The sequence below is a fragment of the Streptomyces sp. NBC_01428 genome (assembly GCF_036231965.1).
Lineage (GTDB): Bacteria > Actinomycetota > Actinomycetes > Streptomycetales > Streptomycetaceae > Streptomyces.
This window is the reverse complement of sequence record NZ_CP109499.1, coordinates 8003205-8029292: the sequence shown is the minus strand read 5'-3', so window position 1 is coordinate 8029292 and position 26088 is coordinate 8003205. Positions and strand designations below refer to the sequence as shown.

The window sequence follows — 26088 nt, the reverse complement described above, 5'->3', positions numbered from 1 at the left end:
CACCGTCGCGACTGTCGCCGTGTCCGGCGATTCGGCGCCCCGGGTCAGGAGATCCCTCGCGCCACCACGCCGAGGGCCGACCGGACGGTCGCGGTCACCTCGGAGTGCGTGCTCGCGAGGCTGGACCCGTCGGCGTCGGTGCGCCAGGCGTCGTGTTCCACCGCCGCGCGCAGCGCCGCGTTGAGCATGGCCGCCTGGATCTCCGAGCGCAGGTCCACGGCGGTGAGCCCGGCCCGGTCGGCGAGGGCGCGGGCGAATGCCGGTTCGGCGTCGTCGTGGGCCTGGAGCCAGACGGCCCGCAGTCCGGGTTCGGTGCGGGTGAGCCGCAGCAGTGCGCGGACCCTCGGCAACTGCGGGAGCGGCATCAGGCCCTCGCCGCTCGTGGCGCGTTCCAGTGCGTCCTCCAGCGGGCCGCCCTCGGGCCAGGCCCGCAGGGCCGCGGCGATCGCGTCGATCCCGGCGGCGAACAGCGGGCTGACGCAGCTCTCCTTGCTCGGGAAGTAGCGCCACAGGGTCCGCGACGAGACGCCGACGGCCTGGGCGATCTGCTCCCCGGTGGTGGCGGTGACGCCCTGGTCGACGAAGAGTTCCACCGCCGCACGGGCGATCTCCTGGCGGAACGCGGCCCTGCGCTCGTCGGTGAGCGGTGGCCGGCCGGTGCGGCCGCGCCCCCGTCCCGCGTGTTCGCCGTTCGAACCGTCCGACACCGCTGACTCCTCGGATCCGCGTCCGCCGCCCGGGGCCGGGAGCGGGGCCCGAGTCTAGCGATCTCCCCGCCGCCTCCCGGACTTTCTGTCATTCAGCGACATTAAGTCGTACTGTTACCGCGCGGCACCTCCGCCGCACCCTCGTACGTACCTCAGGGAGAACGTCATGACCACCACGGGACCGGACGGCCGCAGCGTCATCGTCACGGGCGCGGGCTCGGGCATCGGCCGTGCCGCCGCGCTCGCGTTCGCGGCCCACGGGGCGCGTGTGGTCGTGGCCGATCTGAACCCCGAGGGTGCCGCGGCCGTCGTGGCGGAGATCGAGGCGGCGGGCGGCACCGCCGTGCCGGTCACGGGCGACCTGAGTGAACAGGCCGTCGTCGACCGCGTGACGGCCACGGCGGTGGAGCGGTTCGGGGGCGTCGACGTGCTGGTGAACAACGCCGGGATCATGGACCGCATGTCGGCGGTGGCCGAGGTGAGCGACGCGGAGTGGGAGCGGGTGATCCGGGTCAACCTGACGGCCCCCTTCCTGCTGGCCCGCTCCGTACTGCCGCACATGCTGGCCGCGGGCCGGGGTGCCATCGTGAACACCGCCTCCGAGGCGAGCCTGCGCGGGAGCGCCGCCGGAGCCGCTTACACCGCCTCGAAGCACGGCGTCGTGGGGCTCACCAAGTCGCTGGCCGTGATGTACCGGGACCAGGGCATCCGCACCAACGCGGTCGCCCCGGGCGGCACCAGGACCGCGATCACCGTGGACGTCGAGGCGGGCGCCCACGGGCCGGCCGCCCTCGCCCCGTACATGGGCAACGTCGGCAGGGCCGCCGAGGCCGAGGAGCAGGCGGCCGCCATCGTGTTCCTGGCCTCGGACGCCGCGAGCAACATCAACGGCGTGATCCTCCCCGTGGACAACGGCTGGGCCGCCGTCTGACGACCCGTCCGCCCCGGACACCGCCCACCGACCGACGAGCCCATCGCCGCGAGGAGCGACGTCATGAGGATCAACACCTCTCACCAAGCTGCCGGTTGGGATGCACTGGTGAACTCAGCCGCCGCTCACGAACGTCCGGGCCAGCCGCTCCCCCGCCGTCACCGCCGCGGCGTGGTCCTCGATGGGTGAGACCCGGGAGTTCTTGAAGACGATGTAGGTGACACCGGACGGGGTGCCGCCACCGCGCGGGTCGGGGCGGATCCCGAGGGCCTTGGCCGTCGCGTACGAGGCCTCACCGATGATGTCGCTCGGGCCGGTGTCGCCGACGACGGCGTACTGGACGCGGTCGCGGTAGATCACGGCGGCGACCGAGCCGGCTCCGATGCCGTGGTCCCGGTGGTTCCAGATGCCGCTGGCCGCCGGGACGACGATGTAGGGCAGGGTCTCGGCGCTCAGGTAGCGGCCGTCGGACTGCTGGAAGGCCGTGCTGTCGGAGAAGAGCGGGTCGGTGCGGTCGTTGCACAGGCCGCCCGGCCTGCCGTCGCAGTCGATGTCCATGTCGGCCTTCCAGAAGACGGCGCTCCCGGTGCCGCAGACCGGGATCTCGGCGGGGGTGCCGTCGTCCGTGCGGTAGCGCCCCCTGGAGACGGCGGCGCAGTCGCGCGTCTTCGCCAGCAGGTCGGCGGCCCCGACGGCGCCCTCCCGGACCGCGGGGGCTCGGCTGCCGGAGGGGCCGGCCGCGGGGGCCGAGGGCAGCGCCGCCGGGGCGGAGGCGAGCAGGGCGGCGGCGGCCGCGGCCAGCGTCAGCGACTGGACACGCACGATGGGAGACCCTCTCCTGGGGGACACGGAGTCACCTGCCCCAATGTGGTGGGCCTCTGACGGTGCGTCCACCGGAGGGGGGCCGGACGATGCACGCGCGCCCTCGGATCCGAGGTGGCGGATCAGGGGCGTGGCGGCAGGTTCCCGGCGGGAGCCGCACGGCCGAGGGCCCGAGCCGCAGAGGGCTCCGGCCACTCGACCGCACGCGCCGGCGCGGGATCAGCGACGACAGCGGGTCCGCGCCGTGGGCAGGAACTCCCCTGATAGCGGGGCGAGTTCAGGCCGCGTCAAGGATCAGCATACGTACCTCCGCCACGCTCCGGCCATCGACCCGTCACCCCTCTTGATGTGGCCGCGTCAGCCGTGTCTTATAGGTACAGACCAATCCCGTCGAGGGAAGGCGACCCCGTGCGAGGCGTTCCCCCCACCGTCCTGCGCGTGCTGGTGTGCGGCGCGCTGTTCGTGCTCTCCTCCTGCGGATGGGGCGCGCCGTCGGCGGAGCAGGGCGAGCGGCTGCCCGCGGCGCCGCTCGGCGTGACCGCCGCGGCGGGCAGCGCGACCAGCGTGCACGTCATGTGGAACCTGGCCACCGAGGACCCGCCCGTCACCCACTACGCGGTGTACCGCGGCAACACCGTGGTCGACGAGGTCCCCGGCTCGGAGCACATGGTGGACGTCACCCGGCTCGAACCGTCCACCGCCTACGTCTTCACGGTCCGGGCGCGGAACGCCGCGGGGGCCCTCGGGCCGGCGAGCAAACGGGTGCGGGCCACCACCCCGGCCGCGGTCGCGGCCGACCGCACGCCGCCCACCCGCCCCGGCGGGCCGCACGGCAAGGCGGTCGGCAGCCGGGCGGTCCAGCTGTCGTGGACCCGGTCGACGGACAAGGGCGGCGTGGCCTCGTACGACGTCTACCAGGGCACGTCGAAGATCCACAGCGTCGGCGGCGCGCAGACGGCGACCGTGGTCACGGGACTGCGGCCCGGCACGGCCTACGCCTTCACCGTGCGCGCCCGCGACGCGGCGGACAACACCTCGCCGGCGAGCGAGACCGTCCGGCTCACCACCGCGCCGGGTTCCGACGACGGCAGGAGCACGGCGCCGAGCGCCTTCCGCGCGACGACCCACCGGGCGGACGGGGCGTACTACATCGACCTGGCCTGGATCGCGCCCGCGGTGGACGGGGTGATCAGCGAGTACCAGATCCATCTCGACGGGCACGCCGCGACCTCGCTCGTCTGGGGTGGCAACCCGCCCCACGGCACCGCCACCTACAGCTTCTACGTGGGCCGGGAGGCCGGCGCGGCCCACCGGGTCCGCCTCAGGGCGAAGCTGCCCGACGGCACCTGGGGCGGCTTCTCCGCGGAGCGCTCCGTGACGACCGGGAGCTGAGACCCGCGCACCACCCCGGCGGGTGCGGATCTTCGCCGGGCGGCCGGGGCGGAAACACCCTCCGCGGTCCGCCGGACGATGGAATCCGTCACCTGCCCGGTCCCCGCCCGCGTGCGGGCCGGGCCCGGGGCGCTTTTGCTCTCCCTGAGGCAGCACGGGCCTTCCGATCCTCGGCGGCGCATGGGAAGTACCGCCAACCGTGCCGCTGGAGGGCAGTTCCTATGCGTACCACTCAGACACTTCTCCGTTCGGGCCTGACCGTGGCCGCCGCCGCTGCGCTTCCGCTCACCCTGGCCGCTCCTGCGGCCGTCGCATGGGGTTCCGGGATCTCGGTGAGCACCAGCGGTACCTCGGTCTCGGTCACCACCAGCGCCTGTCCGAGCAACGGCAGCAGCTTCGGCAACGCGTCGCTGCTCTCCAGCGGACAGGCCAACTTCGCGCAGGGGCGGCAGATGTCGCTCACGGGCACCAGCACCAGTCAGTCCGCGTCCTGGACGGGCGTGGGCGCCGGCACGTACACGGTCATCGTGGTGTGCGGGGACGGCTCGACGGCGGGCACCCAGTCCATCATCGTCTCGGCCCCCTCGACCCCCACGATCTCGGCGACCGCCTCGGCCTCGCCGTCACGCGGCGTCATGGGCGGTCTCGGCGGTGCCGTGAAGGACTACGGCACGGTCACCGTCGCCGGAGGCGCGGCCCTGGTCGTGACCGGCACGGTGGCGGCGGCCTGGTTCCTGCGCCGCCGCTCCAAGCCCCACCGCCTCTGACCGGACTCCGAGGTCCACGGCACCGGGCGACCGCCCCGCCGGCTCACGTCGCCGGCGGTCGTCCGGGCCTGCCGTCGCCCGGACGGCGGGCCTCAGGCCCCGTCCAGCTCGGCGAACTCCTCGATCGCGTGGGTCAGCCACTGGGTCCAGAAGGTCTCCAGGTCGATGCCCGCGCGCAGGACGAGGTGGCGCAGCCGGTCCTCGGGAGTGTCCTTTCCCGGCGGGAAGTCCCGCTCCTGGATCTCCTCGTACTCGGCCAACTGGGTCCGGTGCAGGGCGAGATGGCGGCGCAGGTCCGCCTCGACGCCCTCGGTGCCGACGACGGCCGCGGCGCGCAGCCGCAGCAGCATGGTGTCGCGCAGCGGTTTGGGGTCCTGCGAGACGGCCGTCCACCGGGCGAGTTCGGCGCGGCCCGCGGGCAGGACCTCGTAGCTCTTCTTCTGGCCCCGGGCCGGCTGTTCCGAGGGCAGCTCCCGGATGTAGCCCTCCGCCTCCAGCTTTCCCAGCTCGCGATAGATCTGCTGGTGCGTCGCCGACCAGAAGTAGCCGATCGACCTGTCGAACCGCCGGGTCAGCCCGAGGCCCGACGAGGGCTTCTCGAGCAGGGCGGTGAGGATCGCGTGCGGGAGTGACATGGGGTCATCCTAGGGAGCGCCCGGGACACCGCCCGACGGCCGGCCGTGCGCCGCGGCACACCGCGCAAGGGACTCGCCCCGGCGGAACTCGGTGAGTCCGCCGGGGCGAGTCCGGGCGTCCCCGCGCGGCCACCGGGATGTCCGCGGTGGCCGCGCGAAGCCGCGGGTCAGCGCGTGAAGGTGACGCGCTGCTCCTTGAAGGCGCCGCAGTTGGAGCCGGAGATCTGGGTGTACACGTTCTTGATCTGACCGCCCCAGTCGATGCAGTGACCCTTGCCGTACACGTACGTCGGTCCGGCGTACGACGTGAACTGCCCGTAGTCGTCGTCGCCCACGCCCGTGTCGGAGACGTAGACCCACGCGGACATGTCCACGGCGGTGCCGGGGCTGTTGCGGATGGTCGTGACGCAGTTCTTGCCGTTGGACGCGTTGTACGTCAGGTAGACGGTGCCCTGGGACCCGATGGCGGCCGAGTTCACCGTCTTGTACGCGCTGCCACAGACCTTCTGCGGTGTGGTGTTGGGCGCGGCCGAGGCGGGCGCCGCCAGTGCGGTCGAGGCCCCCATCAGCAGCGCGGCCGAGGCACCGGCCACCAGGACGGAACGGTTGAATCGCATATTTCCCCCTTGTGATCTTTGGAGGCGTTTGCTCCTGCCTGGTGTGACCCGTGGCACTCCAAAACAGTTGTGCGTCTCCACGAAAGAGGCGCGAACGGAACCCCGTCTGCTGGAAGAGCCCCGGAACGCGAGGGCGACTACAGTGCCGCCGCCAGTTCCGTGCCCTGCTTGATGGCGCGCTTCGCGTCCAGTTCGGCGGCCACGTCGGCGCCACCGATGAGGTGCACGCCCCGGCCGGTGGCGCGCAGCTCCTCGTAGAGGTCGCGGCGCGGGTCCTGCCCGGTGCACAGCACGATGGTGTCGACCTCCAGGACCTGGCTGTGTCCGTCGACGGTGACGTGCAGTCCTGCGTCGTCGATCCGGTCGTACCGGACACCCGGGACCATGGTGACGCCCCGGTGCTTCAGTTCGGTGCGGTGGATCCAGCCGGTGGTCTTGCCGAGTCCCGCCCCGACCTTGGTGGCCTTGCGCTGGAGGAGGTGGACGGTGCGCGGCGGGGCGGGCCGCTCGGGGGCGGTGAGGCCGCCGGCCGCCCGGTAGTCCATGTCGACGCCCCAGCTGCGGAAGTACGTCGCCGGGTCCTCGCTCGCCTTGTCGCCGCTGTCGGTGAGGTATTCGGCGACGTCGAAACCGATGCCGCCGGCGCCGAGGATCGCGACGCGGTCGCCGACGTGGACGTCGTCGCGCAGCACGTCGAGGTAGCCGACGACGCTCGGGTGATCGACGCCCGGGATCTCGGGAGTGCGCGGGCTGACGCCGGTGGCGACGACGACCTCATCGTAGGGCTCCAGGGTGTCGGCGGTGGCCCGGGTGTTCAACCGGACGTCCACGCCGTGCAGTTCGAGCTGGGTGCGGAAGTAGCGGATCGTCTCGTCGAACTCCTGCTTGCCGGGGACCTTGCGGGCCACGTTGAGCTGACCGCCGATCTCGGCCGCCGCGTCGAACAGGGTGACGTCGTGGCCGCGTTCGGCGGCGCTGACGGCGCAGGCGAGGCCGGCGGGTCCGGCGCCGACGACGGCGACGCGCTTGCGCAGCCGGGTCGGCGCGAGGACGAGTTCCGTCTCGTGGCAGGCGCGCGGGTTGACCAGGCAGGAGGTGATCTTGCCGCTGAAGGTGTGGTCGAGGCAGGCCTGGTTGCACCCGATGCAGGTGTTGATGGCGTCCGGGCGCCCCGCCTCGGCCTTGGCGACGAAGTCGGGGTCCGCGAGCATCGGACGGGCCAGCGAGACCATGTCGGCGTGCCCGTCGGCGAGCAACTGCTCGGCGATCTCGGGTGTGTTGATGCGGTTGGTGGTGACGAGGGGGATCCCGACGGAACCCATGACCTTCTTGGTCACCCAGGCGTACGCGCCGCGCGGCACCGAGGTCGCGATGGTGGGGATGCGGGCCTCGTGCCAGCCGACGCCGGTGTTGATGATCGTCGCTCCGGCGGCCTCGACGGCGCGGGCGAGGGTGATGACCTCGTCGAGCGTGGAACCGCCGGGCACAAGGTCGAGCATCGACAGACGGTAGATGATGATGAAGTCGTCGCCGACGGCCTCGCGCACGCGGCGGACGATCTCGACCGGGAAGCGCATCCGGTTCTCGTACGAGCCGCCCCAGCGGTCCTCGCGCCGGTTGGTCTGCAGCGCGATGAACTCGTTGATGAGGTAGCCCTCGGAGCCCATGATCTCGACGCCGTCGTAGCCCGCGCGGCGGGCGAGGCGGGCGGCGCGCGCGTAGTCGTCGATGGTCCGCTCGATGTCCGCGTCGTTGAGTTCGTTCGGCGGGAACGGGCTGATCGGGGCCTGGAGGGGGCTCGGGGCGACCAGGTCCTGGTGGTAGGCGTAGCGCCCGAAGTGCAGGATCTGCATCGCGATCTTCCCGCCCTCGCGGTGCACCGCGGCGGTGATCCCGGCGTGCTGCTCCGCCTCGGCCTCGGTGGTCAGCTTGGCGCCGCCCTCGTACGGCCGGCCCGCGTCGTTCGGGGCGATGCCGCCGGTGACGATCAGGCCGACACCTCCGCGCGCGCGGGCGGCGTAGAACTCCGCCATGCGTTCGAAGCCGCGCTCGGCCTCCTCCAGGCCCACATGCATGGAGCCCATGAGCACGCGGTTGGGCAGGGTGGTGAAGCCCAGGTCGAGCGGGTTCAGCAGGTGCGGGTAACGGCTCATGGGCCCCTCCGTGGGCGGTGTCGTACGTCTGTTGTAGACGACGCGACACGCATTGTGCAACTAGTTGCACAATGAGGAGGGTCACTCGGCCGCCGGACGGTCGGGACCTGGCCGGGGAGCGCTTCGGGCGGTTCGTTCAGCCCAGGGCGACCCGGGCCACGAGGTCCGCGACCACCTCGGGCCGGTCGATCATCACCAGGTGGCCGGCGTCGGGGACGTCGACGAGCGACACCGCGGGACTGGCTTCGAGCCCGGCCCGCTCCGCCGGCGCGAGGTCCACGTCGTCGTGGTCGCCGCGCACGACCCAGGCGGGCACCCCGGAGTCACGGAGCCGGTCGACGAGGGAGCCGTGCCGGTCGAGATACGCGAAGTAGTGCCGGACCGCCTTGCGGCAGAAGGTGGGATCGTTCCTCTCGAACTCGGCGGTGAGCGCCTCACGGCGCTCCTCCGGCAGATGGCCGGCCATCGCACGGGGCGTCAGTTTCAGGAGCCCCGACCAGGTCAGCGCACCGACGCCGGGAACCCGTCCGAGGGTGTCGGCGATCGCCAGCGCCTTGTCCTCGTCGGACGCCGAGAAGGCCGGGGACAGCAGGACGACGGGGCCGGCGAAGTGCCCGCCGGCCGCCATCTCCAGGGCGATGTTGGCACCGAGGCTGTGGCCGACGACGACGTCGCAGCCACGCTCGGCGGCCAGGGTGCCCGCCAGCGCCGCGTAGTTCTCCATCGAGAGGTCCGCAGGCGGGGTGGTGCCCGCGTGGCCGGGGAGGGTCGCCGCCAGCAGCCGCACCGGCGCGGAGGCGAGCGGAGGCGCGGCCATGAGGTCGTCGTAGAACGCGGCGCTGCACAGCGCGCCGGCCAGCAGCAGCACCCGGGTGGGCGCGTCGGCCGGCCCGGACTCCTCGATCTCCCATGCGTCGAACCGCTCGGGGGCACTGCTCATGTCCGGTCCTCCCTCTGGCCTCCACGGTCAGAGGGAGTGTGGCGCGTGAGGCGGCCCGAACGGCCGATCAGGGTCCGAACGCGGCATGTCGCGCGCCGCTCCCCCGACGGTCAGGGCTTCAGGCTCGACCGTCAGGGCTTCACACCGATCACGACGTGGGCCCAGCCCTCCTCCGACACGGCGAGCCGGGCGATCAGGCCGGCGCGGGCGAAGGCCTCCACGGCGGTGGCGGCCTGGCGTTCACTCGTCTCGACCAGGAGACACCCGCCAGGGGCGAGCCAGCGCGGCGCGCCCTCGGCGACGCGGCGCACGAGGTCGAGTCCGTCCGCTCCTCCGTCGAGCGCGACCAGGGGTTCGTGGTCCCGGGCCTCCGCCGGGAGCAGCCCCACCTCGTCGGTGGGCACGTACGGCACGTTGGCGGCCAGGACGTCGACGCGCCCGCGCAGGGTGTCGGGCAGGGCCGAGAACAGGTCGCCCTCGTGCACCCGGCCGGCGAACGGCGCGACATTGCGGCGGGCGCAGTGGACGGCGGCCGGATCGATGTCGGAGGCGTGCAGTTCGAGCTCGTCGAGGGACGCGGCCAGCGCGGCGCCGACCGCACCCGAACCGCAGCACAGGTCCACCACGACCGAGGCGCCGGGCGCGAGCGCCACCGCCTGCTCGACGAGGAACTCGGTGCGGCGGCGGGGTACGAAGACACCGGGTTCGAGCGTGATGCGCAGGCCGCGGAACTCCGCCCAGCCGAGGACGTGTTCGAGGGGAAGTCCGGCAACGCGGCGGTCCACCATCGCGACGGCCTCGGCCGGTGTACGGGCGGTGGTGAGAATCAGCTCCGCCTCGTCCTCGGCGAAGACACAGCCGGCGGAGCGGAGAGCGGCGACCACGGAGTCCGTGGCGTGGGACGAGGGCGCGGAACCGGGACCATCAGGAGACAGAGGCATGAAGCCGAGGGCCTTTCGACGAACCGAAGGGCGCTCTCGCGGTCACCTGGAGACGGTGACCCGGTCGCTCACGGAGGAGAGCACCCGACCTGACACAGCGGTAATGGGTCTCACCTCCTCGGCAACTCGTCCGGCGGCGACGGTCCGCGGCCGGGACGGCCACCTTACAGGAGCGATCGGCACGCGAACGATCAGACGCCGACCGACTCCTCCAGCTCCTCCAACTCCTCCTCCTGGCTGTCCGCCGTGCGGGGCGCCGACGGCTCCGGCCGCTGCGTCCGCTCCGGTACGACGGGGCCCTGTGCGGCATGCCGGCCGCGCGACCGCTCGACGACACCGGCGACGGCTGTCACCACCAGGCCGGCCGACAGCCAGCCCACGAGCGTCCCCACGTTGCCGGAGAGCCCGTCGCCGTCGAAGTAGAGGAGACTGCGCACGCCCTCGACGAAGCCGGCGCCGTTCCAGAAGGAATGCAGGGTGCCGAAGAAGCCGTTCTGGAGCTCCGGCCGGAACAGGCCGCCGGAGCTGGTGAAGTTGAGCATCACGAACAGCACCATCATCGCGAGCGTGGTCCACCGCTTGAGGAAGGTGTGGAGTCCGACGCCGACGAAGAGGATGCCGGCGGAGTAGAGCCAGCTCATCGCCCAGACGGCGGTGAGGTCGTGGTGCGCGAGGTGGAAGACCGGACCGGCGAGCGCCGCGCCGATGCCGCTCACCACGGCGGAGACCCCGACGGCGAGCAACACCCGTACGCGCAGGGCCAGTCCGGTGCCCGCGGCGCCGAGCGCGGCGACGGAGGCGTAGGAGCCGATGCTGAGCGCGATCAGCAGGAAGAACAGGCCCTGCCCGGTGGGGTCGTCGTCGACGGGTGCGGCGACGTCGGTGACCTTCAGGGGCAGCCCCTGCTGCGCGGCGACCGGCGTGAAGACCTGCTCGACGGCGGTGGCACCCATGTCGGAGGCGGCCGTGGCGACGACCAGTTCGGGCGCCTTGGCGCTCGGCACGTACGCGCCCGTGATGTCACGGGACCTGAGGAGGTCCACGGCCCGGTCGCGGTCGGTGACGGTGCGGACGTCGAGCTTGTCGCCGGCCCGGTCCTTGACCGTCTGCGCGAAGGCCTTGGTCTCGGGCCCGCTGCCGACCACGGCGACGGGAAGGTGGTGGGGCTCCGGCGTCACGAACGCACCCATGTAGGCCAGCCCCATGCCGAGACACATCAGCAACGGGGTGACCAGGTGCGTGAGCACATGGCGCAGGGCCGGTGAGCGCAGTTCGGTGAGCACGCGCACTCCTTTGGTTGGCATATACAACTCTCTATCCAGTTGTACTATACAACCAGGACTGGGAAGGGAGGTCCCGCGATGGCATCCGAAGCCTCCGATGAGAGCGTTGTCACCACCGGGACGCCGTCCACGACGGACGGCGGGGCACAGGACGGCCCGGCGGCGGGCGGCACGACGGCCGACGCGGCGGTCGAGACCATCCAGCGCGAGATGACCGTGTTCGCCCGGCGGGCCCGCGCCTCGGCGGGCCGCATGCACCCCGAGCTGTCCCTGGTCTCGTACACCCTGCTCGGGCATCTGGAGGAGGTCGGCGGCTGCCGGGCCACCGACCTCGCCGCGCACTACGCGCTCGACAAGTCGACGGTGAGCCGGCAGGTGGCGGCGCTGGAGCGGGCCGGGCTCATCGAGCGGCGCACGGACCCCGAGGACCACCGTGTCCAGGTGCTGCATCTGACCGGCACGGGCACCGAGATCCTCGCGCAGGTCACCCGCAGCCGCCGGGTCGCGTTCCGGGAGCGGCTGACGGGCTGGCCCGAGGAGGACCTCGCCCGCTTCGCCGCCTATCTGCTGCGTTACAACGCCACGGGCACGGACCTGGCCGCACCGGGCGGACCGGCCGGCGGGCCGCCCGGCCGCTGAGCCGACGGCCGCGCGGCCGGTCCTGGTTCAAAGGCCGAGGGTCACCCCACGCCCACGGTCCGCCCGTCGTCCAGGTGCTCGGGCACGCGTGCGGCCAGGAACCGGGTCGGACGGCGGAGCCGGAAGCCCAGGGACTCGTAGAGCCGGATGGCGTTGGTGTTGCCCGCGCCGGTGTGCAGGAAGGGCGTCTCGCCGCGCTCGCGGATGCCGTGCGCGACGGCCAGGATCAGCCGCCCCGCCAGACCCCTGCCCCGGTGGGCGGGGTCGGTGCAGACCGCGCTGATCTCGGTCCAGCCCGGCGGATGCAGCCGCTCCCCCGCCATCGCGACCAGGGCACCCTCGTGGCGAATGCCGAGGTAGGTGCCGAGTTCGACGGTGCGGGGCAGGAACGGGCCGGGCCGGGTGCGCTCCACCAGGTCGAGCATCTCGGGGACGTCGGCGGGGCCGAGGAGCACCGCCTCGGGGTCCGGCGCCGCCGCGAGCCCGTCGTCGACGAGCTGGACGCCCTCGATGCTGAACGTCACCTCCCAGCCCTCCGGCGTCGCTCCGACGTAACCGGCGAGGGGGGCCTCACCTCCCGGGCCCACCAGGGCCGCCAGGTCCGCCCAGTCGTCGGCATCGGGTTCGTCCGGGAGGGCCAGCCAGGGCGACACGTCCACCGGGTACCGCAGGACGCGGCCGCGCCGTTCGGCGAAGTGGGCGTGCGGGCCGGTGAGGGAGCCGAGCGCCGGGTTGTCGAGGGGGTGCGTGCTCACGCGGCCACCTCGATCACGATCTTGCCGCGGGCGTGCCCGTCCTCGACGGCGCGCAGTGCCTCGCCGGCGCGGTCGAGCGGGAACGTCCGGGTGACGAAGGGCCGCAACGTGCCGTCGGCGGCGAGCCGGCCCACCTCGTCGAGCACGGCCGCCGTACGCGCCCGTTCGACTCCGGTGCCGCCCAACTTCGCGACCGTCTCCCGGTCGGCGCCGGTGATCAGTTTCGTGACGTCGTCCAGCACGGACGCCGCCTCTTCCAGCGTCTCTCCCCCGACGAGGTCGAACACGCCGTCCACGCCGTCCGGCTCCGCGGCGCGCAGCCGCTCCGCGAGGCCGGGCCCCGACGGGACGTGCGCCGCGCCGAGCGACTCGACGAAGTCCTTCTTGCCCGCGCTCGCGACCCCGACGACACGCAGCCCCGCGTCCCGCGCGATCTGCACAGCGGCCACCCCCACTCCACCGCCCGCTCCGGTGATCAGCAGGGTGGCGCCCTCGGGAAGGCCGAGCTGACGGATGCCGTCGTACGCGGTCGCCGCCGCGACGGGCAGCGCCGCCGCGTCCGTGAACGACAGGCCGGCGGGCTTGCGGGCGGTGACGGCGACGGGCAGCAGGGCGTACTCGGCGTATCCGCCGTCCACCGGGTTGCCGAAGACCTCGTCCCCGACGGCGAACCCGGTCACGCCGGCGCCGGTCTCCACGACGACTCCCGCGGCCTCGTTGCCGAAGACGGCGGGCAGCGGGCGCGGCTCGCCGCCGGGGCGGCGGTGACCGGTGCGCTGCTTCCAGTCGACGGGGTTCACGCCGGCGGCGCGCACCGCGACGAGGACCTCGCCGGGTCCGGGGCTCGGCCGGTCCCGCTCCACCAGGGCCTCGGCCTCCGGGCCCCCGTAGCGGGTGAAGACGTACGCCTTGGGCATCTGCTCCCTCACTCTCCCTCGCTGTCGTCACCGGTCGCCGCGGTCCGCTCACCCGGTGTGGGTGTACGGGCCACCGGAGTCGGCTTCAGCAGCAAGGATGATCGCGGCGCGGCTATTCCCGGCCGCCGGGAGAGTTCATACGGCCGCAATGATCAGCACGCCGCCGGGACGCGCCGCGAGGAGGGGCGGCGGGCCCGCTCACGTCCCGAGCGGGCGCCGGCGAGGGCTTCAGGCGTGCGGAACGATCACGACCGGGCAGGTGACGTGGTGGATCAGGGTCTGTACGGCGTGGCCCAGGCGCTTGCCCGCGCGGTGGCCGACCACCAGCAGCCCGGCCCCGGCGCAGGCGCTCAGGAGGTGGTGGCCGGGGCGTCCGTGGACGACCTGCTCCGCGACCGGCGTGTCCGGGAACCGGCGGCGCCACGGCCGCAGGACGCCGGCCAGGGTGTGCCGCCGGGCGTCCTCCTCGTCGGGCGCGTCACCGGGCGGACCGGCGCTCGTGGCGTCGTCCCGCGTGAGCGGCGTCCAGGCGTGCACCACGTGCAGGGGAGCCCCGCGGACGGCCGCGGTGTCGAAGGCGTGGCCGATCAACTGGTCGGCGGGGCGCTCCAGGCCGAGGCCGAGGACCACGGGACGGTAGGCCGCGGCGCTCGGGGAGGCACCCGCGGGGACGGGAACCCGTTCGTCCCCGGGGAGTTCACCCGCGGGCACGAGGACCACCGGGCGTTCGGCGCCCGCGGCGACGGCCAGGGCGACGGAGCCGGCCGGGAAGCCGGCGGCGCCCGTGTGGTCGGTGTGGCCGCGGGAGCCGAGCACGAGCGTCTGCGACACGGCGGCCGCCTCGATGAGCGCGGGGACGGCCGCCCTCTCGGCGCCCCGCGCGACGATGTCCAACGCCGGGTGGGCGTAGGAGAGCTGGATGGCCGCGCGGTCGAGCGGGGACCTCGTCCGGCCGGCCGGCACGTCGACGTCCGGGACGCGCACGGGCACGTGCGGCCGTGGACTCGCGTGCAGCAGGCGCAGCGGGAGCCGGCGGCGTCCGGCTTCGCGGGCCGCCCAGTCGGCCGCGTCCAGACTGGCTCGCGATCCGTCGATCCCCACGGTGATGGTGCGGGTGCCGGGGTTCATTCTGCTGCCTCTCGTCTCTCGTCGTTCGAGGTGGCCGGTCGGCGGCCCTCGCACCGGAGTTGGGCGCATGACCCGGCCCGCCGACGGGCAGGTGTATCCGGCCGACGGCGGGGCAGCCGGGTTGCACCGGGTGTCTCGGCGGAGGCGGCCGGAGTCACGTCATCGGGGCTCCTGTTCGCCGACGCAGTGGTATGCGGGTTCCACGGCGGGCGCGGATCAGTCGTACGGCGCCGGAAATCGGCGCGGCGATGGACTTCCGGCACCGGGCGCGATAGGCCGGGAGAGGCCTTCCGGCGCGGTGCGGGATCTGTTCGGCCGGCGTCCGTGGCGGCGCACGGCAGTGAGGAGGGGACATGCGAACCCGGGTGCTCGGCTGGCGCTGGCGGCGCAACTCCCTGAGGCGCCGGTCCGACGTCGTCGAGGCATGGTGCGTGCTGGTCGTCGGCGTCCTGCTGCTGGTCGGCGCGCCGCTGGCCGGGGCGGCGGCGGGATGGTGGACGTACGACGTGGCCCACGCCGAGGCGACCGCGCAGCGCGCCACGCTGCACCGGGTCCGGGCCGTCCTCGTGGACGACACACCGGCGGCGGTGCCCGCGACGCCGGGGGGCATCCAGCGTTCCTTCCCCGCCCTGGTCCGCTGGACCGCGACGGACGGACAGGTGCGGACGGACCTCGTGCGGGTGCCCTCGGGCGTGCGGGGCGGTGCGCGCATCGACGTCTGGACGGACACCCGGGGCCGGATCGTGCGCGCGCCGTCGAGTACGTCCGTGATCTGGCAACGTGCCCTGGCCGTAGGCCTGTTCACCGCCCTGGGTACGGTCCTCGCCCTCCTTGTCACCCGGCTCTGCGTGCGCCGGTCCGTCGATCGCCGACGGCTCGACCAGTGGGCGCGCGACTGGGCACTGACCGAACCCGGGTGGACGCGGCGCACGGCCTGACCTGTGGCTCCCGGAGGCCCGAGCCGGGCAGGACCGGCAGGAGTGCCGCCTCCCGGGAGAAGCCGTGGCGGGCCCTGGAGGCCGCACGTACGGTGTGATCACCCGCACCCCGTACGGCGAAAGGTGGTCCTCGATGGCCTTGTTCGACCTCCCCCTCGACGAACTCCGCTCCTACCGCAGCGCGTCCGTGGAGCCCGAGGACTTCGACGCCTTCTGGGCCAGGACGCTCCAGGAGGCGAGGGAGCACGAACTCGCCGCGCGTTTCGAGCCGGTGGAGACCCCGCTCACGACCGTGCGGACCTTCGACGTCACGTTCGCCGGGTTCGGCGGGCATCCGGTCAAGGGCTGGCTGACCGTGCCGTCCCGGGCGGACGCACCGCTGCCGACGGTCGTCGAGTTCGTCGGGTACGGCGGCGGGCGCGGGCTCGCGCACACCCACCTGCTGTGGGCCTCGGCCGGATACGCGCACTTCGTGATGGACACCCGGGGCCAGGCCAGCGCCTGGGGCGGCGGCGGGACTCCGGACCCGGTGGGCAGTGCTCCCGCCTTCCCGGGCTTCATGACACGCGGGGTCGAGGACCCCGAGACGTACTACTACCGCCGCCTGTTCACCGACGCGGTGCGGGCCGTGGAGGCGGCCCGTTCGCATCCGCTGGTCGACCGGGCGCGGGTCGCGGCGCTCGGCGGCAGCCAGGGCGGTGGCATCGCGATCGCGGCCGGGGGGCTCGTGCCGGACCTCGCCGCGGTGCTGCCCGACGTGCCGTTCCTGTGCGACTTCCCGCGGGCCACGGTGGTCACGGACCGCTCGCCGTACCGGGAGATCGGCAACTACCTGAAGACCCATCGCGGGCGCACCGGGCAGGTGTTGCGCACGCTGTCGTACTTCGACGGGGTGCACTTCGCCGCACGCGGCCGGGCGCCCGCGCTGTTCTCGGTGGCCCTGGAGGACCAGACCTGCCCGCCGTCGACGGTCTTCGCCGCGTACAACTCCTGGGCGGCCGGCGAGAAGCGGATCGAGGTGTACGACTTCAACGACCACGAGGGCGGCGGCCCCTACCAGCAGGCGGCCCAGCTCGACTGGCTCCCCGCACACATCTGAACCGGGCGCGGGGACGGACGCCGCGGCCGGGGCGGCGTCCGTCCGTCGCGCGTCTTCCCTCCAGTCCGACCAGTCGGTACGTTCAACGGGCCCTGACCTCTTCCCGGTTGACCCGCGGACACCCCTCGGAGAACTCATGCCCCAGCCGGTCCCCCCGATCGACGGCCACTGCGATCCCCGCTTCTCGGCGGTACGGACCGCGTTCGAGGAGAACTTCCGCGACCGCGACGAGCTGGGCGCCGCCGTGTCCGTGAGGCTCGGCGGGGAGACCGTGGTGGACCTGTGGGGCGGCTGGGCCGACGCGGCCCGCACCCGCGCGTGGGAGCGGGAGACGCTGGTCAACGTCTGGTCGACCTCGAAGGGGCCGACCGCGCTGTGCGCCCACCTCCTCGCCGACCGGGGACTCCTGGACCTCGACGCCCCGGTGGCCGCGTACTGGCCGGAGTTCGCGGCGGCGGGCAAGCAGGACGTCCTCGTACGGCATCTGCTGTCGCACCGGGCCGGGCTGTCGGGGCTGCGCGAGCCGCACTCGTTCGCGCAGCTCTGCGACTGGGAGCTGACGGTGGGGCGGCTCGCCGCGCAGGAACCGTGGTGGGAGCCCGGGACCCGGTCCGGCTATCACGCGCTGACGTTCGGGTTCCTGGTCGGCGAGGTGGTACGGCGGGTGTCGGGGCTGCTGCCCGGCGCGTTCCTGGAGCGGGAGGTGACGGGGCCGCTCGGGATCGACTTCACGATCGGGCTGCCCGAGAAGGAGGCCGGGCGAGCGGCGGAGCTGGTGCATCCGCGGGCCGCCTCCGGCAGTGAACAGGCCGCGGTTCTCTCCCAGTTGGCGCCCGCTGCGCTGGCGGCCCTCACCAACCCGGCGGTCGGCGCCGCCGAGGCGAACACCGCGCGCTGGCGGGCGGCCGAGATACCGGCCGCCAACGGCCACGGCACGGCCCGGGCGGTCGCCGCGCTGTACGGGATCTTCGCGTCACAGGGCGCCCACGGCTCCCGGCAGGTGCTGACCCCGGCGACGGCCGAGCGGGTGCGCGAGGGACAGGGCGGCTGCGTCGACCTGGTGCTGGGCGCCGGGTTCGCGCACGAGACGGAGGTGGGGCTCGGGCTGTGGCTGAGCGGGGCCAACGGCTCGTACGGTCCGAACCCGAGGGCTTTCGGACACGACGGGTTCGGGGGCTCCTGCGGGCTCGCCGACCCGGAGGCGGGGGTGTCCCTGGGGTACGTGATGAACCGCATGGGCCCGCACATCGCAGACGACCCAAGGAAGTCCGCCCTTGTCGACGCGCTGTACAACGCGCTCGGAGGGTCTCCCGAGCGGTCCGGCGACGCGGACTGAAACCGGCCGAAGTCTCCGGCCGCCCTTTCCAAGTGGTTTAGACCAATGCTAGATGTGGTGGCGCAATGAGCCCGTACGGCTACGTCGAGTCACCACACAGGAGGCGCGGACATGGCCCGCACCACCCACACGTCCGACCACGAACCGCTCTACGCACGCGTCGCCACGCAGTTGCTCGGCGAGCTGCGCGACGGGTCCGTTCCGCCCGGCGAACGCCTCCCGGCGGAGCGGGAGTTGGCCAACCGGTTCGGCGTCAGCCGGGAGACCGTACGGCAGGCCCTGCAGTTGCTGCGGCGCAGCGGCCAGGTCTCCACCGACCGGCGCGGCAGCCACGCGACCCTGTCCGGGGGGCCCGCCGAACCCGTACCGTCCCTCGATTTCCCTGTCGGAGCGCACACCGGTCAGCCCTGCGCGCGCCGCCGGACCTCGGTGACCTGGGAGGCTCCCCCGCCCGAGCACGCCAAGGCCCTCGGACTCGCCCCGCGGCGCGCCACGTTGGTCCACCGCTACGAGTCGGCCGCCCCGGACGGCAGCGGGCTGCGGACGGCCGTCACGTCCTTCTCCGCGATCGCCGTGTCCGAGGTCGAGGAGCTGGCCCGCTACCGCGACCGCGCGGACGGCCACGCCTCGGCCCAGCTGTCGCGCGCCTACGACTGGATGCGCAAGGCGGGCCTGACCCTGCACCACCGGGACGCCATCACCCGCCTCCCCCAGTCCGTCCGGGTCACCCGGCAGGTGCACGACCAGTACGACCGCCCGCTGGAGATCACCGACCTCACCGTGGACGCCCAACAGGACGCCCTCGTCTACGAGTTCACGCTGCCGGCCGCCTGATGGACCGCGGGTTCCCGGGGCCCTCGCCCCGGGGACCCGTCGCGCCGGGCCGGGTGGCCACGACCATCCGGGCCCGCGGGGCGCCGTCCTTCCGGCGGCCGAACTCGGGCAGCGCGTGCAGTTCCGTCCGGAACCCGGCCCGCGCCAGCTCGCGCCGCACGTCCGCGAGCCGGAACTCCCGGTAGTACATGACGAACGGGGGACGCAGGACGGCGTTGCGCACCCGCATCACCGAGTCGAAGCCGAGCAGTGCCCAGTACCAGGGCGAGCCGATCCGCGGCGGCGCGGCGACCGGGAAGGCGAAGCGTCCGCCGGGGCGCAGCGCCGTATGGACCCCGGCGAACAGGTCCGGCAGTTCGTGCGGAAGGAAGTGTCCGAACGCCCCGAAGCTCACGACCAGGTCGAACGCGGACCCGAAGGGCAGGGCGCGGGCGTCACCGCGCACCCAGGAGACCGCGGGCGAACCGGCGCCCGGTGCCGCCCCGGACGGAGGGGCCTCGGCGGCGAGCCGTCGGCGTCCGACCGTGAGCATCCCGGCGCTGATGTCGACGCCGGCCACGCGGTCACGGCACAGCTCCCGCAGGACCTCCATGCCCGCCCCGGTTCCGCAGCACAGGTCGAGTCCCGCGGCGAACGGCCCCAGCGGTTCCAGCGCCCGCCCCACCGCGTCGAGGATCGTGTCCGGCGTCCGGAACGGTGTGTGGTCGAACGTGGGCGCCAGCAGGTCGTAGCCGTGCTCGACGGACGAGAGGGCCTGCACGGTCAGTTCACGGAGGGTGGGACCTTGCGGGGAGAACATCTCGCCGAGCATAGAGCCACCGGGGCCGGGGCGCGGCGCTCGTCGGACAGGGTCAGCCCCCGAGGCGCAGTCCGGCGAGCCAGACGTCCGGGACCCCGGGATCAGGGCGCCCCGGCTCCCCGGCCGGGTCAGACGGGAGGGTGGCACCGGCGCGAAGCCGGTCGCGGCGTGCGAACCGCGCGCGGAGGCTGATCCGGCCGTCGGGGCGCGGTCCGGTCGGTGGGGTGGTGGTCGGCGATGTGGTCATCGGGTCCTCCTGGGGCGTCGGGTGGTCGGTGCCGACACCTCCCGGCCGACAGCGCGCGAGGTGTCCTCACCCCACCGACGAAGGGGCCCTAGGCGGATCGACACTCGGCGAGCCGTTTCTCCAGGAAGCGTCGCTCGGCCGCGTTCTCCACGAGGTCCAGCGCCCGCTCGTAGGCCGTGAGGGCCTCCTTCGTCCGCCCGTCGCGGCGCAGCAGGTCCGCGCGGGTGGCGGGAAGGAGGTGGTAGTCGGCCAGCTCGCCCTCCTCCTCCAGTTCGGCGACCAGCGCGAGTCCGGCGTCGGCTCCGTCGGCCATGCCCACGGCGACGGCGCGGTTGAGCCGGACGACGGCGGAGGGGACGAAGCGCCGGAGTTCGCCGTACAGGGCCGCGATGTCGGCCCAGTCGGTGTCGCCGGCCGCCGCGGCGGTGGTGTGACAGGCGGCGATGGCGGCCTGGATCTGGTACGGGCCGGGGCGCCCCCGGCGCAGGACGGCCTCCAGGAGGGCCGCGCCCTCGTCGATCTCGGCCCGGTCCCAGGCGGCGCGGTCCTGGTCCTCCAGGGTGACGAGGTCGCCCGCCGCGTCGACGCGCGTGTCGCGCCGGGCGTCGTGCAGCAGCAACAGGGCGAGCAGGCCGAGGACTTCGGGCTCGTCGGGCATCAGCCGGGCCAGGACGCGGGCGAGCCGGATCGCCTCGGCGCACAGGCCGGCGCGGACCAGGTCGGCGCCGGTGCTGGCCGCGTACCCCTCGTTGAACAGCAGGTACACCACGCCGAGGACGCCGGTGGTGCGCTCGGGCAGCAGATGCGCGGGCGGTACGCGGTACGGGATGCCCGCGTTGCGGATCTTGCGTTTGGCGCGCACCAGCCGCTGGGCCATGGTCGCCTCGGGGACGAGGAAGGCCCGCGCGATCTCGGGTGTGGTCAGCCCGGCCAGGGTGCGCAGGGTGAGCGCCACCCGGGCCTCGATGGGCAGCGCCGGGTGGCAGCAGGTGAAGATCAGCCGGAGCCGGTCGTCCTGGACTCCGCTGTCGTCCTCGGACTCCGGGTCGCGGGGTCCGTCGTCGCGTGCCAGCACCGCCACCTCCCGCAGTTTCTGCGCGCCGACGGCCTCCCGGCGCAGTACGTCCAGGGCACGGTGGCGCGCGGTCGTGGTCAGCCAGGCGCCGGGGCGGCGCGGCACCCCGTCGCGCCGCCACCGGTCGAGGGCCTGGGCGAAGGCGTCCTGAGCGCACTCCTCCGCGAGGTCCCAGTCGCCGGTCACCCGGATGAGGGTGGCGACGACCTGGCCCCATTCCTCGTGGAAGGCGGCGGCGACCGCCTTCTCGACGTCCTCGTTCACTCCCAGACCGGCCGTACCTCCACCGATCCGCCGCCGAGCGCGGCCGGATGGCGGGAGGCGAGGGAGATGGCCTCGTCGAGGTCGGCGACGTCGATGATGTCGATGCCCGCGACGTACTCCTTCGATTCGACGAACGGCCCGTCGCTGAGCAGGACTTCGTCGCCCTGGACGCGGACCGTGGTGGCGTCCGCGGCCGGCCGCAGCCGGGCGCCGCCCTTGACGATGTCGCGGGTGCGGACCTCGTCGATGTACGACAGGAAGCGGGGGTCTTCGGCGAGCTCCTCGGGGCTGAGCTCCTCGCCGCCGACGGGCGTGCAGATGAACAGGGCGTACTTCATGACCGGTCCTCCTCGGCTCCGCGGGCGGTGCCGGCCGGTACCGACCTGTGCTGGTGGACGATCTGCCAGCGGTCGCCGGCCTCCCGGTAGCCCGTGGTGACGCGTTCCGTGGTGTCCAGTGTCCCGCCGTCGGCGAGCGTGGCGCGCGTCCGCACCAGCGCGTGGCTGAAGGCGATGCTCTCGTCGACGCGGAGGCGGTAGTCGGACACCTCGCGCTCGACGGGCCCGGTGATCGTCGAGAACCGGAGTTCCTCGGCCTTGCGGAGGGCGTCGATCCCGCTCTGTTCCTGGCCGCTCTCGGGGTGGAAGACGTCGACGTCCGGGGCGTAGCAGGCCATCGCGCGCTCGACGTCGCGCTCGCGGGCGGCCTCGGTCAGCTCCGCCTCGAGGCGGCGGATCGCGGTCTCGGCCTCCTCCTCGTCCCAGAACGCGCGGACCTCCATGGCGCCGACGGACGCGACCGGGTGCTTCGCGGCGGCCGCGACGGCCTCCTCCAGGGTGGCGCAGTCGAGGACGTCGAAGCCGGCGATGTACTCCTTGGTCTCGGCGAACGGGCCGTCGGTGCGCAGTACTTCGCCGTCGCGGACGCGGACGGTGACCGCGTCGGCCGGCGGCCGCAGCCGGTGGCCGTGCAGCCGTACCTCGTGCTCGACGCTCAGTTCCTCCACCCAGGGTTCGACGGGCGCCGTGCCCGACCAGTCGGCGGTGTCGTCGCCGCAGACGAGCAGCATGTACTTCATGGTTCCTCCAGGTGCTCAGGGGCTTCCTACACCCCACCGACGAACGGGGTCACGGCGAATCGACAGGGGCCGCGAAGTTTTTTCCTCCCCCACCGACGGACCGGCGAAGCCGCAGGTCAGGGGCAGGCGACGCCCGGCCGGACCGGAAGGGCACGGACGCTGTTCCCCACGAAGCTGGCGTGCCGGGTCAGGTCCCCCTCGGGCACGGCGAGGTCGAGGTCCGGGAAGCGGGTGAAGAGCCGACGCAGGGCGATGGTGGCCTCCATCCGGGCGAGCGGGGCGCCGAGGCAGTAGTGGGCGCCGTGCCCGAGGGAGAGGTGGCGCACGGCGCCGGTCCGGCGGGCGCGGGTGACGTCGAAGCGGTCGGCGTCCGCTCCGTGCGCGGCCGGGTCGCGTCCGGCGGCCGAGTATCCGGCGAGGACCGGGGTGCCCCGGGGGATGACGGTGCCGTCGAGGGTCAGGTCCCGTACGGGGTAGCGGAACGGGAAGTAGCTCACCGGCGCGTCCCAGCGCAGCGTCTCCTCGACGACGTCCGCCCAGTCCGCCTCGCCCCGCAGCACCGACTCCAGCTGGTCCCGGTGCCCGCAGAGCGCCCGTACTGCGTTGGTGATCAGGTTCAGGGTGGTCTCGTGCCCGGCGATGATCATGAGGACGAGGGTGCCGATGAGTTCCTGCTGGCTGAGCCGGTCGCCGTCCTCGTCCCGGGCGGCGATCAGCGCGCTGGTGAGGTCGTCGCCGGGGTTCTCGGCACGTGCGGCCGCCACCGCGGCGAGCACGGCGACGAGTTCGCGGTTCGCGGCGACGACCTGCTCGGGGCCGATGTCGGTGGCGACGACCTGGTTGGACAGGTGGTGGAGCCGGTCGAGGTACGCGGCCTCCACTCCGAGGAGTTCACCGATGACGCCCATCGGCAGCGGCAGCGCGAAGTGCCGGCGCAGGTCGGCCACTCCCCCGCCGTCCCGGGCCGCCGCGTCCAGGTCGTCGAGCAGACCGTCCGTCAGGTCCACGATCCGGGGCCGCAGTTGTTCCACCCGACGGGTGGTGAAGGCCTTGCTGACCAGGGAGCGCAGCCGCCGGTGGTCGTCACCGTCCGCCGTCGTCATTCCCTGCACGGTGGCGAAGGTCAGCAGCGGCCACCCGGCGGTGACGTGTCCTTCGCGCAGCGCGGTGAAGTGCTCGGCCCCCTTGGCGACATCGGGGTGGGCGAGGAACTCACGCAGCGCTTCGTGTCCGAGCACCGCCGCGCCCTCCACCTCGCCGGGCAGCAGCACCGTCGCGACGGCGCCGCGCGCGAGCAGCCGCGCGTTGTCGGCGTGCGGACAGCCGCCGGCGGGGTCCGGGCGGTGCGGCGTGCGGGCCGGGTTGTCCACCGGGTTCTCCTTGCTGCGGGCCGAGTTGACGGTCGCACGACACCGTCGGCGTCCTGCGAGGACCGATTGTGTCCGCTCGGAGCAGCGCGCGCAGCACCTCCGGGAAGGCTTTCGGGCGCGCGGGGAACCCGCGTCCGGGATTCGGCCGGAAAGGGTCAGCTGTCGAGGTCGTCGGCGAAGTGCCGGAAACCGTGCCGGTCCCGGTGCATGCCCCAGAGGGTCTCCGCGAGCGCGTCCGGGTCCTTGCGGGGGTGTCCGGGGCTGATGGCGCCGGGGATGATCAGCTGTCCGACGTGGATGCCGTCGGGGGCGAGGGTGTCGTGCAGCAGATGGCCGTACGCGCTCTCCGCGGCGAACGCGATCGACGTGCCCGCGCGCTCGGGGTGCGGGATCACCGCGCTGCCGCCGTTGACGAACAGGACGGTGCCGCGGCCGAGGGAGCGCATCCCGGGCAGCACCTGGCGTACGGCGGTCACGGGCCCGTAGAGGGAGAACTCGATCGGTCCGACGAGGTCGTCGGGGCGGGTCTCCAGGACCGGCCGCATGAAGTCGGGGTGCGGAATCGGGCTGTACTGCAGTACCTCGACGGGTCCCAGCGCCTCGGGCACGGCGTCCAGCGCCGCGGCGAGCGCCTTCGGGTCGCGTACGTCGGCGGCGAAGCCCCGCGCCGTGAGGCCCGCGTCCGCGAGCTCGGCGGCCAGTGCGTCCACCCGCTCCTGGTCGCGCGAGACGAGGGCGATGCCGAAGCCCTCGCGGCCGAACCGCCGGGCGACGGCCGTGCCGAGTCCGGGGCCTGCTCCGATGACGGCGATCGTGGTCATGTCCTCACCTCGGGTGATCTGTGCGGATCGAAGGGGGCGGCGGGTTGCTCGAAGGTGGCCAGTTCAGCGTAGGTGCGCCGGCGCCGGACCGACACCGCGGAATAGGTGGAACCACCGGCGCGTTGATACCTTTGAACGCCGCCCGCCGAGAGGCGGTCACTGTCGGGCCCGCCACACCGGTGGTACGGTAGCCCCAGCACTTGTGTAAGCCTCTTCGTCAAGGCGCCGGTGCCGGTTCATTTCCTTCTCGCTGACACGCCGTCGATTCCGACCGCGGACCAGCTTCTCGCACCACCTCCCGTGCACGACCTGGGACGCGTTCCCGTCGTACCCGAGGTGATGCTCCCGCCGCCCCGAGGCGCGCCCCGCGCCCTCCCTTCCGCGGCTTCTCCCCCCTTCCTTCCGCATGTCCCATGCGTCCCGTCCCCGAGAGGACACCCCATGACCACCACACTCGAACGCCCCCCTGTACAGGAGCAGCCCCGGACCCAGACCGCCACCGGTGTCCTCGACATCGACGGCAACGGGAAGGGGCACCTGCGCTCCGCCGACTGCCTGCCCTCGTCCGCCGACCTCCAGGTCTCCCCCGCGCTCGTCCGCCGACACGGCCTGCGCAAGGGCGACACCGTCGAAGGCGTACGCGGCGGGCCCCGCACCCTCACCGAGATCCAGCGCGTGAACGGCCGCTCCCCCGAAGAGCTGCGCCACCGCCCGCACTTCCGCGACCTCACCCCGCTCCACCCGCGTGACCGGCTGCGCCTCGAACACCCGGCGAGCGGAGCCGCCGGACGGGTCGTCGATCTGTTCGCCCCCGTCGGCAAGGGCCAGCGCGGCCTGATCGTCGCGCCGCCCAGGACGGGCAAGACGGTCCTGCTCCAGCAGATCGCCGCCGCCGTCGCCGGCAACCACCCCGAATGCCACCTGATGGTGGTGCTGCTCGACGAGCGGCCCGAGGAGGTCACCGACATGCGGCGTTCCGTGCGCGGCGAGGTCTTCGCCTCCACCTTCGACCAGACGCCCCGGCAGCACATCGCGCTCGCCGAACTCGTCGTCGAACGGGCCAAGCGGCTCGTCGAGGCGGGCCAGGACGTCGTGATCCTGCTCGACTCCCTCACCCGGCTGTGCCGCGCCCACAACAACGCGGCCTCCGCCGGCGGCCGCACCCTCAGCGGCGGTGTCGACGCCGCCGCGCTCCAGGGCCCCAAGCGGCTGTTCGGCGCCGCACGCCTCGCCGAGGAGGGCGGCTCCCTCACCATCCTCGCCACCGCCCTGGTCGAGACCGGCTCCCGCGCCGACGAGTACTTCTTCGAAGAGCTGAAGGGCACCGGCAACATGGAGCTCCGGCTCGACCGGACCCTGGCCTCCCGCCGCGTCTTCCCCGCCGTCGACATCAACCCGTCCGGCACCCGCCGCGAGGAACTGCTCCTTCCCGCCGCCGAGTTGCACACCGTACGCGGACTGCGCCGCGCCCTGCAGACCCGGGACGGCCAGACCTCCCTGGAGACCCTCCTGGAGCGCCTGCGTGCCACGCCCGACAACGCGGCCTTCCTGCGACACGTGCAGCCCACCCTGCGCTCCTGACCTCTCCCGTTGCGGCATC

Annotated in this window: 26 protein-coding genes; 9 read left to right on the top strand and 17 right to left on the bottom strand. The window is 73.5% G+C overall.

Features of this window, described 5'->3' with window-relative positions; translation table 11 throughout:
* Positions 1-44 precede the first annotated feature (44 nt).
* Positions 45-707 (bottom strand): TetR/AcrR family transcriptional regulator, encoded by a 663-nt coding sequence (locus OG406_RS35005; protein ID WP_266610881.1) that lies wholly within the window; start codon positions 705-707, stop codon positions 45-47.
* Positions 708-873: 166 nt separating this feature from the next.
* On the opposite strand from OG406_RS35005, the gene OG406_RS35000 reads away from it, so the two are divergent.
* A complete protein-coding gene (locus OG406_RS35000; protein ID WP_267052425.1) occupies positions 874-1638 on the top strand; it encodes an SDR family NAD(P)-dependent oxidoreductase in 765 nt (254 codons plus the stop codon).
* Between the two features lie 114 nt (positions 1639-1752).
* Here OG406_RS35000 and OG406_RS34995 read toward each other — a convergent pair whose 3' ends face one another.
* A complete protein-coding gene (locus OG406_RS34995; RefSeq protein WP_329189667.1) occupies positions 1753-2460 on the bottom strand; it encodes a glycoside hydrolase family 75 protein in 708 nt (235 codons plus the stop codon).
* Positions 2461-2868: 408 nt separating this feature from the next.
* On the opposite strand from OG406_RS34995, the gene OG406_RS34990 reads away from it, so the two are divergent.
* Both OG406_RS34990 and OG406_RS34985 read left to right on the top strand, forming a co-directional pair.
* A complete protein-coding gene (locus tag OG406_RS34990) occupies positions 2869-3852 on the top strand; it encodes a fibronectin type III domain-containing protein (RefSeq protein ID WP_267052423.1) in 984 nt (327 codons plus the stop codon).
* A gap of 221 nt (positions 3853-4073) precedes the next feature.
* The gene (locus OG406_RS34985; RefSeq protein ID WP_164373437.1) at positions 4074-4619 is read left to right on the top strand and encodes a hypothetical protein; all 546 of its coding nucleotides are present in this window, start codon (positions 4074-4076) and stop codon (positions 4617-4619) included.
* A gap of 92 nt (positions 4620-4711) precedes the next feature.
* Here the strand turns inward: OG406_RS34985 and OG406_RS34980 are convergent, their stop codons facing one another.
* From OG406_RS34980 to OG406_RS34955, 6 genes are all read right to left on the bottom strand, one after another.
* Positions 4712-5254, bottom strand: a complete 543-nt coding sequence (locus tag OG406_RS34980) for a PadR family transcriptional regulator (protein WP_164373435.1) — start codon at positions 5252-5254, stop codon at positions 4712-4714.
* A 167-nt stretch (positions 5255-5421) separates the two neighbouring features.
* On the bottom strand, positions 5422-5871 hold the full coding sequence (locus OG406_RS34975; RefSeq protein ID WP_164373433.1) for a spore-associated protein: 450 nt from the start codon (positions 5869-5871) through the stop codon (positions 5422-5424).
* Positions 5872-6008: 137 nt separating this feature from the next.
* Positions 6009-8024, bottom strand: coding sequence for an NADPH-dependent 2,4-dienoyl-CoA reductase (locus OG406_RS34970; protein WP_329189662.1), 2016 nt, complete (start codon positions 8022-8024; stop codon positions 6009-6011).
* A gap of 136 nt (positions 8025-8160) precedes the next feature.
* Positions 8161-8964: an alpha/beta fold hydrolase gene (locus tag OG406_RS34965; protein ID WP_267052422.1), complete on the bottom strand. Its 804-nt coding sequence runs from the start codon at positions 8962-8964 to the stop codon at positions 8161-8163.
* 131 nt (positions 8965-9095) lie between these two features.
* On the bottom strand, positions 9096-9905 hold the full coding sequence (locus tag OG406_RS34960) for a putative protein N(5)-glutamine methyltransferase (protein ID WP_267052421.1): 810 nt from the start codon (positions 9903-9905) through the stop codon (positions 9096-9098).
* Between the two features lie 191 nt (positions 9906-10096).
* Entirely contained in the window at positions 10097-11176 is a 1080-nt protein-coding gene (locus OG406_RS34955) for a hypothetical protein (RefSeq protein WP_267052510.1), read from the bottom strand.
* Between the two features lie 222 nt (positions 11177-11398).
* Here OG406_RS34955 and OG406_RS34950 point away from each other — a divergent pair, with 222 nt between their 5' ends.
* Positions 11399-11827 carry a MarR family winged helix-turn-helix transcriptional regulator gene (locus tag OG406_RS34950; protein ID WP_081223975.1) on the top strand — a complete coding sequence of 143 codons (429 nt, stop codon included), beginning with the start codon at positions 11399-11401 and terminating at the stop codon, positions 11825-11827.
* 41 nt (positions 11828-11868) lie between these two features.
* Here the strand turns inward: OG406_RS34950 and OG406_RS34945 are convergent, their stop codons facing one another.
* The 3 genes from OG406_RS34945 to OG406_RS34935 all read right to left on the bottom strand — a co-directional run bounded on the left by OG406_RS34945 (position 11869) and on the right by OG406_RS34935 (position 14627).
* Positions 11869-12582, bottom strand: a complete 714-nt coding sequence (locus tag OG406_RS34945; protein ID WP_266610895.1) for a GNAT family N-acetyltransferase — start codon at positions 12580-12582, stop codon at positions 11869-11871.
* Positions 12579-13499: an NADP-dependent oxidoreductase gene (locus tag OG406_RS34940; protein WP_266854787.1), complete on the bottom strand. Its 921-nt coding sequence runs from the start codon at positions 13497-13499 to the stop codon at positions 12579-12581. Before OG406_RS34940 ends, OG406_RS34945 begins: the two co-directional genes overlap by 4 nt.
* A 228-nt stretch (positions 13500-13727) precedes the next feature.
* Positions 13728-14627 (bottom strand): universal stress protein, encoded by a 900-nt coding sequence (locus tag OG406_RS34935; protein WP_329189659.1) that lies wholly within the window; start codon positions 14625-14627, stop codon positions 13728-13730.
* Between the two features lie 353 nt (positions 14628-14980).
* Between OG406_RS34935 and OG406_RS34930 the strand changes: the two genes are divergently transcribed.
* From OG406_RS34930 to OG406_RS34915, 4 genes are all read left to right on the top strand, one after another.
* A complete protein-coding gene (locus tag OG406_RS34930) occupies positions 14981-15565 on the top strand; it encodes an Rv1733c family protein (RefSeq protein ID WP_329189657.1) in 585 nt (194 codons plus the stop codon).
* A 133-nt stretch (positions 15566-15698) separates the two neighbouring features.
* Positions 15699-16664: an acetylxylan esterase gene (locus OG406_RS34925; protein WP_164373415.1), complete on the top strand. Its 966-nt coding sequence runs from the start codon at positions 15699-15701 to the stop codon at positions 16662-16664.
* 136 nt (positions 16665-16800) lie between these two features.
* Positions 16801-18000, top strand: coding sequence for a serine hydrolase domain-containing protein (locus OG406_RS34920; RefSeq protein ID WP_329189655.1), 1200 nt, complete (start codon positions 16801-16803; stop codon positions 17998-18000).
* Positions 18001-18111: 111 nt separating this feature from the next.
* On the top strand, positions 18112-18834 hold the full coding sequence (locus OG406_RS34915) for a GntR family transcriptional regulator (protein ID WP_329189653.1): 723 nt from the start codon (positions 18112-18114) through the stop codon (positions 18832-18834).
* Here the strand turns inward: OG406_RS34915 and OG406_RS34910 are convergent.
* The 6 genes from OG406_RS34910 to OG406_RS34885 form a co-directional block, all read right to left on the bottom strand.
* Entirely contained in the window at positions 18815-19633 is an 819-nt protein-coding gene (locus OG406_RS34910) for a class I SAM-dependent methyltransferase (protein WP_329189651.1), read from the bottom strand. The two genes, OG406_RS34915 and OG406_RS34910, sit on opposite strands and share 20 nt — an antisense overlap.
* 335 nt (positions 19634-19968) lie before the next feature.
* A complete protein-coding gene (locus OG406_RS34905) occupies positions 19969-21219 on the bottom strand; it encodes an RNA polymerase sigma factor (protein ID WP_329189649.1) in 1251 nt (416 codons plus the stop codon).
* On the bottom strand, positions 21216-21557 hold the full coding sequence (locus tag OG406_RS34900; RefSeq protein ID WP_164373403.1) for a YciI family protein: 342 nt from the start codon (positions 21555-21557) through the stop codon (positions 21216-21218). The genes OG406_RS34905 and OG406_RS34900 overlap by 4 nt, the downstream gene beginning before the upstream one ends.
* Positions 21554-22297, bottom strand: coding sequence for a nuclear transport factor 2 family protein (locus OG406_RS34895; protein ID WP_164373401.1), 744 nt, complete (start codon positions 22295-22297; stop codon positions 21554-21556). Before OG406_RS34895 ends, OG406_RS34900 begins: the two co-directional genes overlap by 4 nt.
* Positions 22298-22413: 116 nt before the next feature.
* Positions 22414-23667, bottom strand: coding sequence for a cytochrome P450 family protein (locus tag OG406_RS34890; RefSeq protein ID WP_329189645.1), 1254 nt, complete (start codon positions 23665-23667; stop codon positions 22414-22416).
* Between the two features lie 155 nt (positions 23668-23822).
* A complete protein-coding gene (locus tag OG406_RS34885) occupies positions 23823-24488 on the bottom strand; it encodes an SDR family NAD(P)-dependent oxidoreductase (RefSeq protein WP_329189643.1) in 666 nt (221 codons plus the stop codon).
* 441 nt (positions 24489-24929) lie between these two features.
* Here OG406_RS34885 and rho point away from each other — a divergent pair, with 441 nt between their 5' ends.
* The gene (gene rho / locus OG406_RS34880) at positions 24930-26069 is read left to right on the top strand and encodes a transcription termination factor Rho (protein WP_329189642.1); all 1140 of its coding nucleotides are present in this window, start codon (positions 24930-24932) and stop codon (positions 26067-26069) included.
* Positions 26070-26088 lie beyond the last annotated feature (19 nt).